Origin of the sequence: Curtobacterium sp. MCLR17_044, from assembly GCF_003234435.1 — a bacterium.
Taxonomy (GTDB): Bacteria; Actinomycetota; Actinomycetes; order Actinomycetales; family Microbacteriaceae; genus Curtobacterium; species Curtobacterium flaccumfaciens.
In genome coordinates this window covers 83254-101043 of the sequence record NZ_QKTC01000018.1, presented here as the reverse complement: position 1 = coordinate 101043, position 17790 = coordinate 83254, and the positions used below count along the sequence as shown (strand labels likewise).

11 protein-coding genes and 1 tRNA gene are annotated in these 17790 nt (G+C 72.1%); 3 read left to right on the top strand and 9 right to left on the bottom strand.

Annotation, left to right across the window (positions count from 1 at the left end; all coding sequences use genetic code 11):
• Window positions 1-2151 (top strand): Ig-like domain-containing protein (locus DEJ04_RS18485; RefSeq protein ID WP_111047458.1); only part of this gene is annotated, 2151 nt, incomplete at its 5' end.
• A gap of 240 nt (window positions 2152-2391) precedes the next feature.
• Window positions 2392-4083 (top strand): class I adenylate-forming enzyme family protein, encoded by a 1692-nt coding sequence (locus DEJ04_RS13935; protein WP_111047470.1) that lies wholly within the window; start codon window positions 2392-2394, stop codon window positions 4081-4083.
• A 67-nt stretch (window positions 4084-4150) separates the two neighbouring features.
• Here the strand turns inward: DEJ04_RS13935 and DEJ04_RS13930 are convergent, their stop codons facing one another.
• The 8 genes from DEJ04_RS13930 to DEJ04_RS13895 all read right to left on the bottom strand — a co-directional run bounded on the left by DEJ04_RS13930 (window position 4151) and on the right by DEJ04_RS13895 (window position 12697).
• On the bottom strand, window positions 4151-5491 hold the full coding sequence (locus DEJ04_RS13930; RefSeq protein WP_027464496.1) for a threonine/serine exporter family protein: 1341 nt from the start codon (window positions 5489-5491) through the stop codon (window positions 4151-4153).
• A 284-nt stretch (window positions 5492-5775) separates the two neighbouring features.
• Window positions 5776-5849: transfer RNA gene (locus tag DEJ04_RS13925), tRNA-Leu, on the bottom strand.
• 71 nt (window positions 5850-5920) lie between these two features.
• Complete coding sequence (locus tag DEJ04_RS13920) at window positions 5921-7396, bottom strand: NAD(P)/FAD-dependent oxidoreductase (protein WP_111047457.1); 1476 nt, start codon at window positions 7394-7396, stop codon at window positions 5921-5923.
• A gap of 40 nt (window positions 7397-7436) precedes the next feature.
• Window positions 7437-7985: a DUF501 domain-containing protein gene (locus DEJ04_RS13915; RefSeq protein ID WP_071406119.1), complete on the bottom strand. Its 549-nt coding sequence runs from the start codon at window positions 7983-7985 to the stop codon at window positions 7437-7439.
• 76 nt (window positions 7986-8061) lie between these two features.
• Window positions 8062-8595: a septum formation initiator family protein gene (locus DEJ04_RS13910; RefSeq protein WP_111029598.1), complete on the bottom strand. Its 534-nt coding sequence runs from the start codon at window positions 8593-8595 to the stop codon at window positions 8062-8064.
• Between the two features lie 466 nt (window positions 8596-9061).
• Window positions 9062-10345: a phosphopyruvate hydratase gene (gene eno / locus DEJ04_RS13905; protein WP_027464494.1), complete on the bottom strand. Its 1284-nt coding sequence runs from the start codon at window positions 10343-10345 to the stop codon at window positions 9062-9064.
• 123 nt (window positions 10346-10468) lie between these two features.
• On the bottom strand, window positions 10469-11713 hold the full coding sequence (gene hisS / locus DEJ04_RS13900) for a histidine--tRNA ligase (protein WP_111047456.1): 1245 nt from the start codon (window positions 11711-11713) through the stop codon (window positions 10469-10471).
• Window positions 11714-11983: 270 nt separating this feature from the next.
• Window positions 11984-12697 carry a MazG family protein gene (locus DEJ04_RS13895; RefSeq protein WP_111047455.1) on the bottom strand — a complete coding sequence of 238 codons (714 nt, stop codon included), beginning with the start codon at window positions 12695-12697 and terminating at the stop codon, window positions 11984-11986.
• Between the two features lie 90 nt (window positions 12698-12787).
• Between DEJ04_RS13895 and nhaA the strand changes: the two genes are divergently transcribed.
• Window positions 12788-13966: a Na+/H+ antiporter NhaA gene (gene nhaA / locus DEJ04_RS13890; protein ID WP_110865048.1), complete on the top strand. Its 1179-nt coding sequence runs from the start codon at window positions 12788-12790 to the stop codon at window positions 13964-13966.
• Between the two features lie 159 nt (window positions 13967-14125).
• Here nhaA and mfd read toward each other — a convergent pair whose 3' ends face one another.
• On the bottom strand, window positions 14126-17734 hold the full coding sequence (mfd, locus tag DEJ04_RS13885) for a transcription-repair coupling factor (RefSeq protein ID WP_111047454.1): 3609 nt from the start codon (window positions 17732-17734) through the stop codon (window positions 14126-14128).
• Window positions 17735-17790 lie beyond the last annotated feature (56 nt).

Here is a 17790-nt window from a genome sequence, read left to right as displayed (position 1 = left end):
AGCGAGATCGCTCCGCCGAGCCCCGGCCGGCCGGGCGCCCCGACGCCCACCCCCACGCGTCCCGCCGTTCGGCCCACCATCGCCGACCCGGGTGACGTCACGACGGGGACGACGCGCTTCCACGGCACGGGCACCCCCGGGCACACCGTCCGGGTGACCGGCCCGGCCGCGACGGGTTCGTCCGGGTGCACGACCCGGGTGGACCCGAACGGTTCCTGGGCCTGCCTCGGCACCGTCCGCTCCGGCCCGCAACAGGTCTTCACGGTGCGCGACCTCGTCGCCGCACTGCCCGTCGCGAGTGCACCGGCCTCGGACGTCATCGTCCCGCCGACCCTGGCAGCCTCCGGGCCCACCGGCGGCACGGTCTCCGGCACGGGGTACCCCGGATCGACGGTGCTGCTGTCGGTGTCCGGCTCCTCGGCCCAGCAGACCGCCCGGGTCGGTGCGGACGGCCGGTGGGTGGCCGCCCTCGGGTCGCTCGCCGACGGCCGGTTCACCGTCACCGCGTCGCAGACCGCCAGCACGGCGCGCGGCTACCGGTCGGACCTGCGGAGCGCCGGCTCCGCTCCCGTGACGATCACGGTCGACCGCACGGCGCCCGCTGCCCCGCGCATCACGACACCGGACGACGGCCAACGGATCGGCACCCGCTCGACGACGGTGGCCGGGACCGGCGAGCCGGGCGCCCGCGTGACCGTGTACGTCGACCGTGCGCCGGTGTGCGGCGTGGTGGTCGCGTCGGACGCCTCGTGGTCGTGCTCCACCGCGGGGTCGACGCTGCGCGCCGGCGGGCACCAGCTCACCGCGACGCAGCACGACGTCGCCGGCAACTACTCCCGGTCGTCGGCCGCCGTCCGGGTCACGGTGTGGTCCACCACCACGGCCCCGACCGCCACACCGACCCCGGGCGCCACGGACACCCCGGGGACGCCGGGCACGTCGACGCCGGGATCCGGCGTGACGACGGGCACCCCCGGCGCGACCAGCCACGGCAACGGCAACGGCGACGGCACGAACGCCGCCGGCCACGGCGGCGACGGCGGCAACGGCGGCAACGGCAATGAGGACGGCGGCGCAGCAGGCACCGGCAACGGCAACGGCCCCAGCGACGGCACCGGCAGCACCCCGGCCGGCGTCGGCAGCGCCGGAGGCCACCCCGACTGGTCCGGCCCCGCCGGCGACTGGACCGCGGCGACGACGTACGACCGCACCGTCCCGACCATCCAGACCGCGTTCTCGTGGCGGACCGTCCTGGTCGCCACCGCCGTCGCCGCCGGGTTCCTCCTGCTGATCGCCGCGCCGCTCGCCCTCGTGGCCGCGGTCACCCGGGGTCGCCTCCGCTCGCCGTTCGCCGGGCTGCTGGGACGCAACCGCTCGCGGTCGGACCGCACCGGCGGCGACGACGTCCTGCCGACCTGGGCGTCGATCACGATCGCGGTGTCCGTCGCGGCGCTGTGCACCCTGCTCGGGGTGGGCGTCGAGCTCGAGGCCCGGTACGCCCGTCTGGCGATCGCCGTCCTCGCCGGGACCGGGGTCCTGACCGCCGCCGTCGTGTTCGCCACGCGGTGGGCAGCCGGCAGCGACCACCGCACCATCGGGTTCCGGGTGTCGCCGTGGCTCGTGCTCGCAGCCCTCGTGGCGTGCGGCGTCACCCGCGCGGCGGACCTGTCCCCCGCACTCATCGTCGGGGTCGTCCTCGTGCCGTCCGTCCGCCCCGGACTGGGGACCGGACCGCTCCGCCTCGGTACCGGGATCGCCGCGAGCGCCCGGGGTGCGACCTGGCGGGTGCTGGCGCTGCTCGGACTCGCCGCGGCCGGCTGGGTGCTGCACAGCCTGCTCGCGGGCGGTGGCTTCTGGGTGTCACTCGGTTCGGAGTTCGCCATCACGCTGTGCGTCGGCGGCCTCGGTGCCGTGGTCGCGACCCTGCTGCCCGTCGCGGGGTCCGCCGGCAGCGCGCTGCTCGCCGCCTCCCGCGGTCGGTACGTCGCGCTCGCGGTGGTCGCCGTCGCGCTGACAACCGCGGTCTACTCGGGGACGACCGGCACGCACGCCGCACCGGCCCTGCTCATCGGCATCGCCGCGGCCTGCGTGGCGGCCGCGATCGCGGCCCTGGTCTGGCTGCGCACCGACCGGCGCGCGGCCCGCGTCTGACCCGCGCCGGGCCTCCAGAGCGGCGCACCGCACCGCCCGTCGGACAGAAGACGCACTTCCGGGCCGGTTCGCGGACAGCGGGCTAGTGTGACGATCGGTGCTGGTCGCACCGCACGGAGGACGCTCGCCGTCCCGCACGGACGACCGACGCCGCACCGGACCAGCGGTGCAGCAGTGCCGCGCGACCGGTGCCCGCGCAGCACCGACGGTGTGCACCGCACGACCGCGGCAGGAGCGATGATGACCGACACCCGACCCGACCCGGGACCCCGCACCGACACCCGGTCCGACTACGACGCGACGCGCTTCCGCGAGGTGTTCGAGGGCAGCTTCACCTACGCGAACGGCTTCGCCCGCAACACCCACCGCTTCGCCGGCCGACCCGCGCTGCGCGAGCCGGAGACGGACCGCTCGTGGACCTACGCCGAGCTCGGCGACACCGTCGACCGGATCGCCGGGTGGCTCGTCCGGCACGGTGGCGGACGGGGTTCCGTCGTGATGGTCGAGCTGTTCAACACACCCGAGTTCGCGATGCTCTACCTGGCCTGCCACCGCATCGGCGCGGTGTTCTCGCCGACGAACTTCCGGCTCGCACCGGACGAGGTCGCGTTCATCATCGAGGACTCCGCACCCGCCGTCCTCGTGCACGACACCGAGCGGACGAGTGCGATCGCCGCTGCGATCGAGTCCTCGCCGCACCGGCCGGACCACGTCGTCCCGGTCGGCGGCGACCACGACCGGTTCGCCGAGCTGCTCGCGTCCGATCCCGTCTCCCCCGAGGAACTCGCGGCGATCGGCCCGCGCAGCACCTACGACGAGTCCACCCGGCTCTACACCTCGGGCACCACCGGTCGGCCGAAGCCCGTCCCGCTGCCGAGCCTGGTCGAGGTGCTCAGCGCGCACGACGTGGTCATGCACTTCCCGCTCAGTCCGTTCGACAAGACGCTCAACATGTCACCGCTGTTCCACCGTGGCGGCCTGTACTCGGGCGGCCCGAACCCGGTGTTCTACGTCGGCGCGGAACTCACGACGCTGCGCCACTTCGACGCCGACCGCGTGCTCGACCTGGTCGAGTCCGAGCGCCTGACGTTCCTGATCGGCGCCCCGCCGAACCTGGTGCAGCTCGCCGACGCGCAGGAACGCCGGGCGCGGGACCTGTCGAGCCTCAACGGCATCGTCACGATGGGCGCGCCGCTCGACCGTGCCGCGGCACTGCGGTACCAGGAGCTGCTGTCGCCCCGGATCTTCAACGGCTACGGCACCACCGAGACCTTCTGGAACACGTTCCTGCGCCCCGAGGACTTCCCGGACGGCGCCGGGTCCACCGGTCGCGCATCGACCGACGACGACGTCGCCGTCGTCCGCGTGCACGAGGACCGTCTGGCCGACCCGACCGACACGGTGGCGAAGGACGGCACCGAGATCGGCGAGTTCGCCGTGCGCACCGTGAAGTCCGGCTACTCGTACCGGAACCCCGGGCTCGAGGCCGAGAAGTTCGCGAACGGCTGGTTCTACCCCGGCGACCTCGCCACGTGGGACGAGCACGAGCGGGTGACGATCGTGGGCCGCAAGGACGACATGGTCATCTCCGGCGGCGAGAACGTGCACCCCGTCCAGGTCGAGGCCGTGCTGCAGGAGCACCCCGGGGTCGCCGACTCCATCGTGGTGGGCGTGCCGGACCCGCGGTGGGGCGAGGTCGTCACGGCGTACGTCGTCCGTGCCGGCGACCGGCTGCCGGCCGACGACGCCGAGGCAGCGGCCGTGCTCGAGGAGTGGACCGGCTCCCACCCGGGCCTCGCCCGGTACAAGCGCCCGCGGCGGTACCGCTTCGTCACGGACGTCCCCTACAACGCCACCGGCAAGAAGGTGCACTACCTGGCGAAGGACACGGCCGCGGCGGACCAGGCAGCGGGCCGGCTGATCGAGCCGTAGCGGGCCCGGTAGCCGGCCGGTGACGGCCTGGAGGCCCGTGGCGGGGCCGCCACGGGCCTCCCGTCCGTCAGCTGGTCGCGTCCACCGCGCGCCGGGGCGCATTGCGGGCGAAGAGGCCGGGCAGGAGCCCGCCGATCTTCGTCCCGATGCACAGGCTGACGAAGGTCGCGAGCGGTGTCGCGAGCGCCTCCGGGTCGAAGGTGGCCACCGCCACCAGCCCGACCGTCCCCGGCACGAGCAGCAGGAACGCCGGGAAGAACGACACCGTCGCCGGGATCGCCGGCACGAGCCGCTCGAGCAACCGGGTCGCGACGAACAGCAGCGCCGCTGCGGCCCCGGTCGCGACGACGCTGCCCCAGAGCGGCGTCGTCGTGCTCACCACGGCGTAGGCGGTGACCATGACCGCCACCGACACGAGCGTCAGGCGCCACCCGGACCGGAACACCAGACCGAGCCCGACCGCGAGCACCACGACGGCCACCCACGACACCCAGTACGCGGGCACGGACTCCCAGCCGGCCAGGTCGGTGCCGACCCCCGCGACCTCGCCGACGAGCGCGGCCGACGACGGGTCGACGTGCAACCCGGTCAGGGCGCTGCCGGACGCGATGCCGGCGGCCATGAAGCCGAGCATGATGAGCCCCTGCACCAGGCGCGACGACCCGGTGACGATGTCCGCGGCGGTGAGTTCGAGCAACGCGTTGGTGATGAGCGCGCCGGGGACGAACACCGCCACCGGGGCGCAGACCGCGAAGAGCGGGACCTGCTCGAACCCGGTGCCCGCGGCGACCAGGCCGACGATCGCCGTCGACACGAACGCGGCCAGGAACGGGATGATCGCCACGGCCTCGCGGAAGCGCCGGAGGACCAGTCCGATCACGCCGACCAGGCCGCCGACGACGAGCGCCAGGACGATCGCCCACCAGGGGCAGCGGAAGACGACGGCCAGGCCGGCGGAGGTCAGGGCGTTGCCGAGGATCCACGGCAGCGCGGGCGGCGGGACGGTGCCGGCCCGGATGGCCCGGACGCGGGCGGGGATCTCGGCGAGGGCGATGGAGCCGCTCTCGAGCCCGAGCACGACGCGGTTGGCGCGCGCGGCCTGGCGGGAGGACAGTTCGACGCCCTCGGCGTTGACGATGGTGGCAGCGCCCGTCGAGACCTCGCTCACCATCACCAGGGCGGGCAGGACGCCGATCGCGAGCGTCGGTCCGACCCCGGCGGCGTCCCGGGCCTTCTCGAGCGCCGACCGGACGTCGGTGACGGAGCTGCCGGCGTCCAGGAGCAGGGCTCCGAGGGTGCCGAGGAGCATGCCGACCGGGACGCTCTCGCCGTCGACGACCTCGACGTGGGCCTCCGGTCGGCGGAGGGCGTTCTGCAGGTTGGCGAGTGCGCTTCCGAGTCCGACCACGATCGTCGATGCTACTGGGCGGCGAGCCGGTCGTGCAGTCGCGCCGTCTTCGTGGGAAGGCGACGGTCCGCGGGCCGGGAGGCACGTGGCGGGCCGGTCCCGCGCCTCCAGTCCGATGCCCAGGGCGACCCGATCCCACCGTCGAAGCGACAGATGGCAGGACCATCGCTCGGACTGTGCGGCCGGAGCGACAGAACGACGCGAACTGTTCGCAGAGTTCTGTCGCTTTCGCAGCGGCACGCGGCGGGCGCCACGCGGCGGGCGCCGCGCCAGAGCCTCGGCGGTACCCCCGGTGGGACTCGAACCCACAACTCAGCGATTTTAAGTCGCGTGCCTCTACCGATTGGGCCACGGGGGCGGGCCGCAACAGCCTACCGATGCACGAAGGCGGCCACCCTTCGCAGGTGACCGCCTTCGTGACGAGCGTTGCTACTTGGCGTCGGCCGGGGCCGTCACCGGCTCGGGGGCGTTGGAGACGTCCTTCGCGGGCTCGCCGTAGACGGGGCCGGCGGCACCGGCGACCTTGCCCTCTTCCGGAGCCGAGGCTGCGGCGGGCGCGGCCGGGGCCTCGGCAGCGGGCTTCGGACGGGACGCGAACGCCTCGAACGCGGCGCGCGGGGTCTCGCGGTCGTCGAGCGACACGATGTCGCGGCCCAGGAAGAAGCCACCGACCCAGTCGCCGATGACGCGCCACTTGCGCTCCCACGACGGCATGGCCAGGCCGTGGTAGCCGCGGTGGGCGCCCCAGGCCAGGAAGCCCTTCATGGCGAACTTGCCGGACTGGAACACACCGGTGCCCAGGCCGAGACCCGCGACGGCGCCGAGGTTCTCGTGCTTGTAGTCGGTCGTCGCCTCGCCACGGATGGTCGCGACGACGTTCTTCGCGAGCTGCTTGGCCTGGCGCACGGCGTGCTGGGCGTTCGGCACGCAGAACCCGCCGACACCGCCACCGGTCAGGTCCGGCACGGCTGCGACGTCGCCGCAGGCCCATGCGTCGGCGATCACGCCGTTGTCGTCCACCACGCGCAGGTCGGGCTGCACGCGGATGCGGCCACGCTGCTCGAGCGGGAAGTCGGTGCCCTTGACCATCGGGTTCGCCATGACACCGGCGGTCCAGATGATGAGGTCGGACGGGATGGTCTCGATCGCGCCGTCGCTCGTCTTGAGCTCGCAGACGCCACCCACGGCCGAGGCCAGCTGGGTCTCGAGGTGCACGGTCGCGCCACGCTCGGCGAGGTTCTTGAGCACCCAGTGCGAGGTCTCGAGGGAGACCTCGGGCATGATGCGGCCCATCGCCTCGACCAGGTGGAAGTGCGTGTCGTCGAAGGACAGCTGCGGGTGGCTCTTCAGCAGGTCGGTGACGAAGGAGCGGAGCTCGGCGAACACCTCGATGCCGGCGAAGCCACCACCGACGACGACGACGGTGAGCAGGCGGTCGCGCTCGGGACCGGCCGGCAGGTTCGCCGCCTTGTGGAAGTTGCTGAGGATGCGGTCACGGATCGACGCGGCTTCCTCGATGGTCTTCAGGCCGATGGCCTCGTCCGCGACGCCCGGGATCGGGAACGTGCGGGACACCGCGCCGGCCGTCATGACGATCTGGTCGTAGGACTCTTCCCACGCCTCGCCCTCGGTCGGGGTGATCGTCGCCGTCTTGGTGGCGTGGTCGACCTTGGTGACCTTCGCCGTGACGACGCGGGTCTTCTTGAGGTGACGACGGTGCGCGACGACCGCGTGACGCGGCTCGATGGAACCGGCGGCGACCTCGGGCAGGAACGGCTGGTACGTCATGTACGGCAGCGGGTCCACCATGACGACCTCGGCTTCGCCCTGGCGAAGGTGCTTCTCGAGCTTCCATGCGGTGTAGAAACCGGCGTAACCGCCGCCGACGACGAGGATCTTGGGCACGGGGGATGATCTCCTTGGATGGGGGTGTGCGGGAGTCGGGTCAGACTTCGCCGCCACCCGCCCCGACTCCAGCGTCTGCACCGTCATCATACGCCCGGCACTCACACCGGGAGGGCGACCAGTCCGCGCGCTCGAGCGCGAGGTCGCCGATGGGGTTGACGCCGGGTCCGGCGGCGAGGGCGTGGCCGACGAGGGCGTGCAGGCACTTCACGCGGGTGGGCATGCCACCGGCGCTGATGCCGTCGATCTCGTCGACGTGTTCGATCGACTCGCGATCGGCCAGGTAGGACTCGTGGGCCGCGCGGTACTGCGCGGCGACTTCGGGGTCCTCGAGCAGGGCTGCCAGCTCGGGCATCACCTGGTTGGCCTCGAGGGTGCTGACCGCAGCGGTGGCCGCGGGGTGGCACAGGTAGTAAAACGTCGGGAACGGGGTGCCGTTCGACAGGCGGGGCTTCGTGGAGACGACGGTGGGGTTGCCACAGACGCAGCGTGCCGCGATCCCGATGACGTCACGTGCCGGTCGGCCGAGCTGCGCCGACACGACCTGGACGTCGCGGTCGGAGGGCGGGTCGAAGGGAGGGGTCGTCACGGGAACGTGAGCCTACCGGAGAAGCGGAACCCCTCGCACCGTCGGGCCGGACGGCTCCGCGCCCTGCGGTCCGGGACTACTTGCTGTCGCCCGTGCCGGAGACGTCGGGGGCGACGAGGTCGGCGGCACGCTCGTCGGTGAGCCCGGACTGCAGCACCGACGAGAGCATCGCCTGCACCCAGTCGACCTTGGGCGTCTGCACCTTCGCACTCACGGGGGTGCCGGAGTCGGTGGTGGGGGTCTTCTCGGCCCGCTTGTCCTCGGTGCCCATCACGAGGTAGCTCTCCTCGCCCGGGTACACGTAGAGCAGTCGGTCGCGGGCCTGCGCCTCGATGTACGCCGGGTCATCCCAGCGTGCGACGTCCTGCTTCTTCTGCGTGACGTCGGCCTTCTGGCTCGCGACCTCCTGCTGCTGCTGGGCGATCTGCTCCTGCTGCTGGATGAGCGTCCGGAGCGACGGCGCGAGCACCACCACGAAGAGCACGATGATCGCGAGCATGAGCAGGCTGAACCCGGAGAAGTGGATCGAGCGGTACCAGGGCTGCGCGGGTGTGCTGCCGTCGGGCATCGCCACGGGGACGCGGCGGACGCGGGGCTTCTGGCTGGGCACGGTCCGACGATAACCCGGCACGGTCGGTCGGGCCGCCCGGCACGCGGCCGTTCGGCGCCCTCCCAGCGTCTCGCGTCCCACGGTGCTGCCCAGCAGAAGACGCCGTCGTCTCCTCGAGACGCCTCCGGATTCGGCGGCGTCTCACGGACTTCGCGGCGTCAGGCTGACACGACGGCGTCACGCCGACGGCGGGCGGGTCCGGGTCCGATCGAGGCAGCCGGGAGACACGGCTCCGGCCCGCCCCCTCCGTCCCGCAGCCGGAGTGGTCACCACACACCGCCCGACGCACGTCCGGTGGTCACGTCCTGTCGGCCGGGCCCGGGCCAGCCGACGACTCGCGACCACTCGACGCAGCGCGCGCGGCACGTCCCGACCGCTCGGCACTCCGGGGCGGCACAGACGACGAGACGCCGTCCTCCTGGAGGAGGACGGCGTCTCGGTGGTGCGGGTACTGCTGAGCGGCTGGTTACAGCGACGCGGCGCGCGGGAAGGCCGAGCGACCGGCGTACACCGCGGCGTCGCCGAGCTCTTCCTCGATGCGGAGCAGCTGGTTGTACTTCGCGACGCGGTCCGAGCGGGCCGGGGCGCCGGTCTTGATCTGACCACCGTCGACCGCGACCGCGATGTCCGCGATCGTGGTGTCCTCGGTCTCGCCGGAGCGGTGCGACAGGATCGAGGTCAGGCCGTGACGGTGCGCGAGCGAGACCGCGTCGAGGGTCTCGGTGAGCGTGCCGATCTGGTTGACCTTGACGAGGATCGAGTTCGCGGCCTTCTCGTCGATGCCCCGCTGCAGACGCTTCGGGTTGGTGACGAACAGGTCGTCGCCGACGATCTGGACCTTGTCGCCGAGCTCGGCGGTCAGGTGCGACCAGCCCTCCCAGTCGTCCTCGGCCAGCGGGTCCTCGATGGTGACGAGGGGGTAGTTCGCGACGAGCTCGGCGAAGTAGGAGGTGAACTCCTGGCTCGAGAGCTGCTTGCCCTCGAACTGGTACTTGCCGTCCGAGAAGAACTCAGTGGACGCGACGTCGAGGCCGACGGCGATGTCCTTGCCGGGCGTGTAGCCGGCCTTCTCGATCGCGGTGAGCAGGAAGTCGAGCGCCGCGCGGTTCGACGCGAGCTCCGGCGCGAAGCCGCCCTCGTCGCCGAGGCCGGTGGCCAGGCCCTGCTTCTTCAGCTCGCCCTTGAGGGCGTGGTAGGTCTCGACGCCCCAGCGGAGCGCCTCGGAGAAGGACTCGGCGCCGTAGGGCACCAGGAAGAACTCCTGGATGTCGACGTTGGTGTCCGCGTGGGCACCACCGTTGACGACGTTCATCAGCGGGACGGGCAGCGTGTGCGCGTTCGGGCCGCCGAGGTAGCGGAAGAGCGGCAGGTCGACCGAGTCGGCTGCGGCACGGGCCACGGCGAGCGAGGCGCCGAGGATCGCGTTCGCGCCGAGGCGGGACTTGTTCTCGGTTCCGTCGAGCTCGATGAGCGCGGCGTCGACGAGGCGCTGGTCGGTGGCGTCGAAGCCCTCGAGCGCCGGGCCGATCTCGTCGAGGACGGCGTCGACGGCCTTGAGGACGCCCTTGCCGCCGTAGCGCGAGGCGTCGCCGTCGCGCAGCTCGTACGCCTCGAACGCGCCGGTGGATGCACCGGACGGGACGAGCGCGCGGGACACGACGCCGTCGTCGAGGAGGACCTCGACCTCGACCGTCGGGTTGCCTCGGGAATCGAGGACTTCGCGTGCGCCTACGGCATCGATCAGGGCCACGGGGTACTCCCTACACATTGGTTGTGGTGATTGCGGTGTCGATCCTAGCGAGCGGAGGTGAACACGACGTCGGCCGTGACGCCCCGCTGTGGACGAGTCCGTGCTGGAACGAGGACTGGGTGCTCAGTCGAGCGGGCGGAACTCGACGCCCTCGAGCGACGCGGTGTCCGCCGAGACGGTCGCGAACGCCGTGAAGCCCTGGGCGGCGAGGCCGGCGAGCAGGTTCTTGGTGTTCTTCGTGCGGCGCTCGAGCCGGACGCGTCGGTGGGACAGCAGCGCCTCGGTCTTCAGCGCGGCGAGCCGGACCGGATCGACGTCCTTGTCGTACACGAGCACGACGGCGTCGGCCTCGGCGGACTCCGGGAGGGTCACGAGGTCGACGAGCCGCTCGAACCCGAGCGAGAACCCGACCGCGGGGACGTCCTGGCCGAGGAACCGGCCGATCATGCCGTCGTACCGGCCGCCGCCACCGAGGCTGTAGCCGAAGTCGGGGTGCGCGACCTCGAAGATCGTGCCCGTGTAGTAGCCCATGCCGCGCACGAGCGTCGGGTCGAAGCGCAGATCCACCCCTGGGAGCGCCTCGCGCAGGCGGAGCAGGTCGGCGAAGGCCTCGGCGTCGAGCCACGGCGCCCCCTCGACCGACGTCCAGTCGGCGGCCTCGAGCGCACGGATGGTGTCCTCGAGCCCGGGCAGGTCGGCGCCCACGGTGCTGCGGAGTTCCGCCGCGACGCCGTCCGCACCGATCTTGTCGAGCTTGTCGATCGTGATGAGCGCGCGGTCGGCGGCTGCGGGCTCGGTGATCCCCCACGACGCGAGGAGCGCCAGCAGGATCCGGCGGTCGTTGATCCGGATCGTCGTGCCGCGGACCCCGAGGGCGTCGAGGGCCGCGGTCGTCGCGCGGATGAGCTCGATCTCGGCGAGCTGCCCGGGCTCCCCCAGGATGTCGATGTCGCACTGCACGAACTGGCGGTAGCGGCCCTTCTGCGGGCGCTCGGCACGCCAGACCGGCGCGATCTGCACGGACCGGAACACCGACGGCAGCTCCGCACGGTGCGAGGCGTAGAACCGGGCCAGCGGGACCGTCAGGTCGAACCGGAGACCGAGGTCGGCGAGGTCCAGCGGCGCTTCGGCCGCCTGCAGGTCCTCGGTCGTCAGCCCGCGCTTCATCACCGCGAACGCCAGCTTCTCGTTGTCACCGCCGAGCCCGGAGTGCAGCCGCGCGGCGTCCTCCACCACCGGGGTCTCGATCTCGTCGAAACCGTGCCGCGAGTAGACGTCCCGCACGACACCGAGCACGTGCTCGCGCCGGGCCTTGTCCGCCGGGAGGAAGTCACGCATGCCACGGGGTGCCGTCACGGTCGTTGCCATGCGGTCAATTCTGGCAGACGGGCGTCTCCGGGTTGCGCGCCTGCCGACCCACTGGCATACTGCATGCAGAACCTCGGTCCGGATCGTGCCTGATCCATGCTCCGGACCGATTCGCGGGGCGACGTGCTGCAGTGCGTCCCGCGGTTCGAGCGGGCTTCCCTGTCGGCCCCTCTCCCTGGTGGAGCCGACGCCCGCTCACGGGCGCCCTCTCTTTTTCGGGTTGGGAGGGCGCCCGTTCTCCCCTGCCCGTAGCGATCTCCCGACCGGGGATCACTCCGCAGCCCGACCGGCCTCCTCGAGCGCCGACACCGCGGCACGCAGACTCGCGACCGCGTCCACCCCGCGTCCCGCCGCAGCCGCGACCTCCCCGAGCACCGCTCGCCCCCACTCGGCGTCGACCGTCCCCACCCCGTCGTCCGCAGCGGGCGCGGCGGACGCAGCGGGCGCGGCGGACGCACCACGGGCCTCCGGGCCGACGCCGGAACCGGCCCCGACGACGGACGCGACGACCGCGTCGGCGTCCCCACGTTCCTCCAGGCGTTCCAGCAGCTTCACCGCGCGCTCCAGCGGCGGCATCGCCCGCGGCACCCCGTCGAACGCACTCCGCCGACTCGCCTTCTCGGCCGCCTTGGCCGCACGCCAGACCCGCACGACGTCCTCGACGGTGTCCGCCGTCTCGTCGCCGAACACGTGCGGGTGCCGCCTGGTCATCTTGTCCCGGACCCCGGCGGCGACGTCTTCGAGGGTGAAGTCCCCCGCCCGGGCGGCGATCCCCGCGTGCAGGACCACCTGGTAGAGCAGGTCGCCGAGTTCCTCGCGGACGTCGTCCGGGTCGCCGTCGTCGATGGCGTCGACGAGTTCGTACGACTCCTCGACGGCGTAGCGCGCGAGCGAGGCGTGGGTCTGCGCCCGGTTCCAGACGCACCCACCGTCCTCGGCGAGCAGGCGTTCGACGACGGTCACGAGGTCCGGTACGGCGGTCATCACGTCATCGTGCCACCCGCGTAGACTGGTCGTGGTGTGTCGGGAAGTCTGGTCGACGGACACTCACCCGACCCCTCGAGACGGAGATCCATGTCGTCCCTCGTCCGCTCCCCCCGCTTCAGCGCCATCGCGCTCCTCACCGCCGCCGTGCTCGGCCTGGTCGTGGCGAACTCCCCGATCGGCCCCGGCCTCGAACGGCTGCTCGACGCGCACCTGCCGCTCGGTGCTCTGGGCCTCGACCTGTCGATCGCGCACTGGATCAGCGACGGCCTGCTCGCGGTGTTCTTCCTGCTCGTCGCGATCGAGCTCAAGCAGGAACTCGTCGACGGCGAGCTGTCGAACCCCAAGACCGCGATCATCCCCGCCATCGCGGCGGTCGGCGGCGTGCTCGTCCCGGCCGGCATCTTCCTGCTCGTCACCGCGGGCACGCAGTACACGCACGGTTGGCCGATCCCGACGGCGACGGACATCGCGTTCGCGCTCGGGGTGCTCGCCATGTTCGGTCGCGGGCTGCCGAGCGGCATCCGGGTGTTCCTGCTCGCGCTGGCCGTGCTCGACGACCTCATCGCAATCATCATCATCGCCGTGGTGTTCGCGCACGACACCGACTTCCTGGCCCTCGCGGGCGCTGTCGTCACCCTCGCGGTGTTCTGGCTGCTCGGCCGGATGCTCCGTCCGGGGCGCAGCGGGCAGACGTTGATCATCGTGGCGATGGTCGTGGTCGGGCTCCTGACCTGGTGGCTCGTCTACCACTCCGGTGTGCACGCCACGATCGCCGGCGTCGCCCTCGGGCTCGTGCTGCCCCGCCGCCCGGGCCACACCCTGCACGAGAACGTCGAGCCGTGGTCGAACGCCATCGTCCTGCCGGTGTTCGCGTTCGCGTCGGCCGCCGTCATCATCCCCTCGGTCGGCATCAGCGAGCTCTCTCCCACGTTCTGGGCGGTCGTCCTCGCGCTGCCGGTCGGCAAGGTGATCGGCATCACGCTGTTCGGCACGATCGCCACGCGGATCTTCCGCTCGCCCGGCCGCTCGTCGCTGTCGTTCTTCTCGATCATCACCGTCGGCGTGCTCGGCGGCATCGGGTTCACGGTGTCGCTGCTCATGAACGAGCTGGCGTTCGCCCGCAACGAGGAGATCCTCGACGAGGGCGTCCTCGCCGTGCTCGTCGGCTCGGGCATCGCCATCGTCGCGTCGGCGGTCGTCGTCACCCTGCGGGCGCGGGCGTACCGCGCGCGCCGCGAGCTGTCCGAGGCCGAGGACACCGAGTAGCGGCTCGCGGGCCGGGGTTCACACCCGCGCCACGACAGGCCACGCGTCGTTCGACGCGTGGATCGTCGCGGACGGCGTGCGCGCCGTGGACGTGGCCACGGACGGCCTGGAGGCACGGTGCGGGCCCGCACCGTGCCTCCAGGCCGTCTCCGCTCGCGTCTACGCAGCCGGCGCCTCGGCCGGGGTCGTCGCCCCGTAGACGGCGGTGAGGATGCTCTCCACCCACTGGATGAGGGCGTCGTCCGGCAGCGCCTGGTCGTGCGGACGCGGCATCGGGATGCTCGTCGCGTTCTGCTGTGGGAACCAGCGCGCACCCGGGAACATGCGCTTCAGGCGCACCTGCGACGAGTCGGCGAGCTCCTTGCCGGCGACCCGCAGGTTCGAGCCCATGACCACGACGTCGGACAGGCCGACCTGCTGCGCCATGCGACGGAGGCGGGAGACCTCGACCAGGGTCTGCACGGCCTGCGGCGGCTGCCCGTAGCGGTCGGTGAGCTCGTCGAGCACCATGTCGATCGCGTTCGGCTGGGCCGTCGGGGCCGAGGCCGCCGAGAGCTTCTGGTACGCCTCGAGCCGGAGTCGCTCGGACTCGACGTAGTCCTCGGGGATGTGCGCGTCGACGGGGATCTCGAGCCGGAGCTCGGTCTGCCCCTCGGCGACGTCGCCGCGGAACTGCGACACCGCCTCGCCGATCATCCGCAGGTACAGGTCGAACCCGACGCCCGCGATGTGGCCGGACTGCTCCCCGCCGAGCAGGTTGCCGGCCCCGCGGATCTCGAGGTCCTTCATGGCGACCTGCATGCCCGCGCCGAGCTCGTTGTTCGCGGCGATGGTCTCGAGGCGGTCCTGCGCGGTCTCGGACAGCGGCTTCTCGGAGTCGTAGAGGAAGTACGCGTACCCGCGCTCCCGCCCGCGGCCGACACGACCACGCAGCTGGTGCAGCTGCGACAGGCCGTACTTGTCCGCCTTGTCGATGATGAGCGTGTTCGCGTTCGCGATGTCCAGGCCGGTCTCGATGATCGTCGTCGAGACGAGGACGTCGAAGCGGCGCTCCCAGAAGTCGACCATGACCTGCTCGAGGGCGGTCTCCGACATCTGCCCGTGCGCCACGGCGATGCGGGCGTCCGGCACGATCTCGGCCAGGTGCGCGGCGACCGACTGGATGTCCTTCACCCGGTTGTGCACGTAGAACACCTGGCCCTCGCGCAGCAGCTCGCGGCGGATCGCCGCCGCCACCTGCAGGTCGGACTGCGGGCCGACGAAGGTCAGGATCGGGTGGCGGTCCTCGGGCGGGGTGGCCAGGGTCGACATCTCGCGGATGCCCGTGACCGCCATCTCGAGCGAGCGCGGGATCGGGGTCGCCGACATCGCCAGGACGTCGACGTTCGTCTTGAACTTCTTGAGCTGGTCCTTGTGCTCGACGCCGAACCGCTGTTCCTCGTCGATGATGACGAGCCCGACGTCCTTGAAGGTGATGCCCTGCGACAGGATCCGGTGGGTCGCGATGACGATGTCGACCGTGCCGTCGGCGAGCCCGGCGATCGTCTCCTTCGACTCCTTCTCGGTCTGGAACCGGCTCAGGGCCCGCAGGTGCACGGGGAACCCGGCGAAGCGCTCCTGGAACGTCTCCATGTGCTGGCGGACGAGCAGGGTCGTCGGGACGAGCATGACGACCTGCTTGCCGTCCTGCACGGCCTTGAACGCGGCACGGATCGCGACCTCGGTCTTGCCGTAACCGACGTCGCCGGACAGCAGGCGGTCCATCGGGATCGGGCGTTCCATGTCGCGCTTGATCTCGTCGATCGTGGTGAGCTGGTCGGCGGTCTCGGCGAACGGGAACGCCTCTTCCAGCTCGCGCTGCCACGGGGTGTCCGGACCGAACGCGTGCCCCTTCGACGCCATCCGCGCCGAGTACAGCTTGACCAGGTCGACGGCGATGTCGCGGACGGCCTTGCGGGCCTTCGACTTGGCGGCGGACCAGTCCGATCCGCCCATCTTCGACAGGGTCGGGGACTCGCCACCGACGTAGCGCGACAGCTGGTCGAGCTGGTCGGTCGGCACGAAGAGCTTGTCGCCCGGGTAGTTGCGCTTCGACGGCGCGTACTCGAGCACGAGGTACTCGCGCTGCGTCTTCACGGCGTTCCGGCCACCGCTGGAGACCTCGCGGCTGACGAGCTCGACGAACTTGCCGATGCCGTGGGTCGCGTGCACGACGACGTCGCCCGGCTTGAGCTGCAGCGGGTCGACGACGTTCTTGCGGCGGCTCGCGAGCTTCTTGACGGTGCGGGCGCCCTGCTGGACGCTGCGGCCGTAGAACTCCGCCTCGCTCAGGACCGCGATGCGGGGGTCGGGGATCGCGAAGCCGTGCTCGACGGTCGCGGTCGTCACGACGGCGAACCCGGGCTCGGGCGGCGCGTCGACCGCTGCGGCACGGGCGGCGACCCCGGCGTCGGCGAGCACCTGCACCGCACGCTCGACGAGGCCCTGGCCCTGCGCGGTCACCACGACGGCCCAACCGTCATCGGTCAGCGACTTGACGTGCGCGATCGCCCCGTCGGCGCTGCCGGCGAAGCTCGGGACGGCCTCGGCCCGGACGCGGATGTACTCGCCGGCCTCGGCAGCGGCCTCGGCGTCGGTGAGGACGCGCTCGGTGTCCCCTTCGTCGAGGCCGGAGTCGAACGGCGACACCGTCCACCAGGTGCGCTGCCCCCGGGTGTTCTTGAGCTGCTGCACGGTCAGGAAGTTGCCCGCGTCGAGGTCGATCGGGGCCTGGGCACCGGCGACCGCTGCACTCCAGGCCGCCTGCAGGAACTCGGTGTTCGTCTCGGCGAGGCTGTTCGCCCGGCCGTTCACCCGCTCGGGCGAGAACACCGCGATGGTGGCGTCGTCCGGCAGGTAGGAGGTCATCGGCACGAGGTCCTGCACGAGCGCCGGGGCGAGGGACTCCATGCCCTCGACCGGGATGCCCTCGGCGATCTTCGCGAGCATCTGGGACAGGTTCGGGAACTCGTGCAGCATCTCGCGCGCCCGCTGCCGGACGTCGTCGCTGAGCAGGAGTTCGCGCGAGGCGGTCAGCTCGACCGAGCCGAGGTCGTCCTCGGTCGTGCGCTGGTCGGCGACGGAGAACGCCTTGATCGCCTCGATCTCGTCGCCGAAGAAGTCGACGCGTGCCGGGTGGTCGGCCGTCGGCGGGAAGACGTCGAGGATGCCACCGCGCACCGCGAACTCACCACGGCGGGTGACGAGGTCGACGCGCGAGTAGGCGAGGTCCACGAGCTGGGACGCGATCGCCGCCAGGTCGTTGCCCCGCGAGTCGGTCCGCAGCACCACGGGCGCCAGGGACGTCAGGTTGCTCGCGATCGGCTGCAGCGCGGCTCGGACGCTCGCGACCACGATGGTCTGGCGACGCTCGGCCGGGTCCGCCGCCTGCCACGCCGCGAGCTTCCGGAGCGTCGCGATGCGCGTGCCGACGGTCTGGGCACTCGGGCTGAGGCGTTCGTGCGGCAGGGTCTCCCACGCCGGGAACTCGAGCACGTCGGCATCGGGGACGTAGCTGCCGAACGCTTCGCGGACCGCCTCGGCCTCACGCCCGGTCGCCGTGATGACGAGGACGCACTGCGGGCCGTTGCGCTCGGCGAGCAGCGCGCCGAGCAGCGGCACGCGCAGGCCGTCCACGACGGAGAAGTCGGCGTCGCGCGGTGCGGCGCGCAGCACGCGATCGAAGGCGGAGGCGCGCGAGAGCGCAGGGATGATGCCCGAGATCGTCACTCAGGAGATGGTACCGGCCGCCACCGACACCGGCCGCGACGTGCGCGACGGGCGAA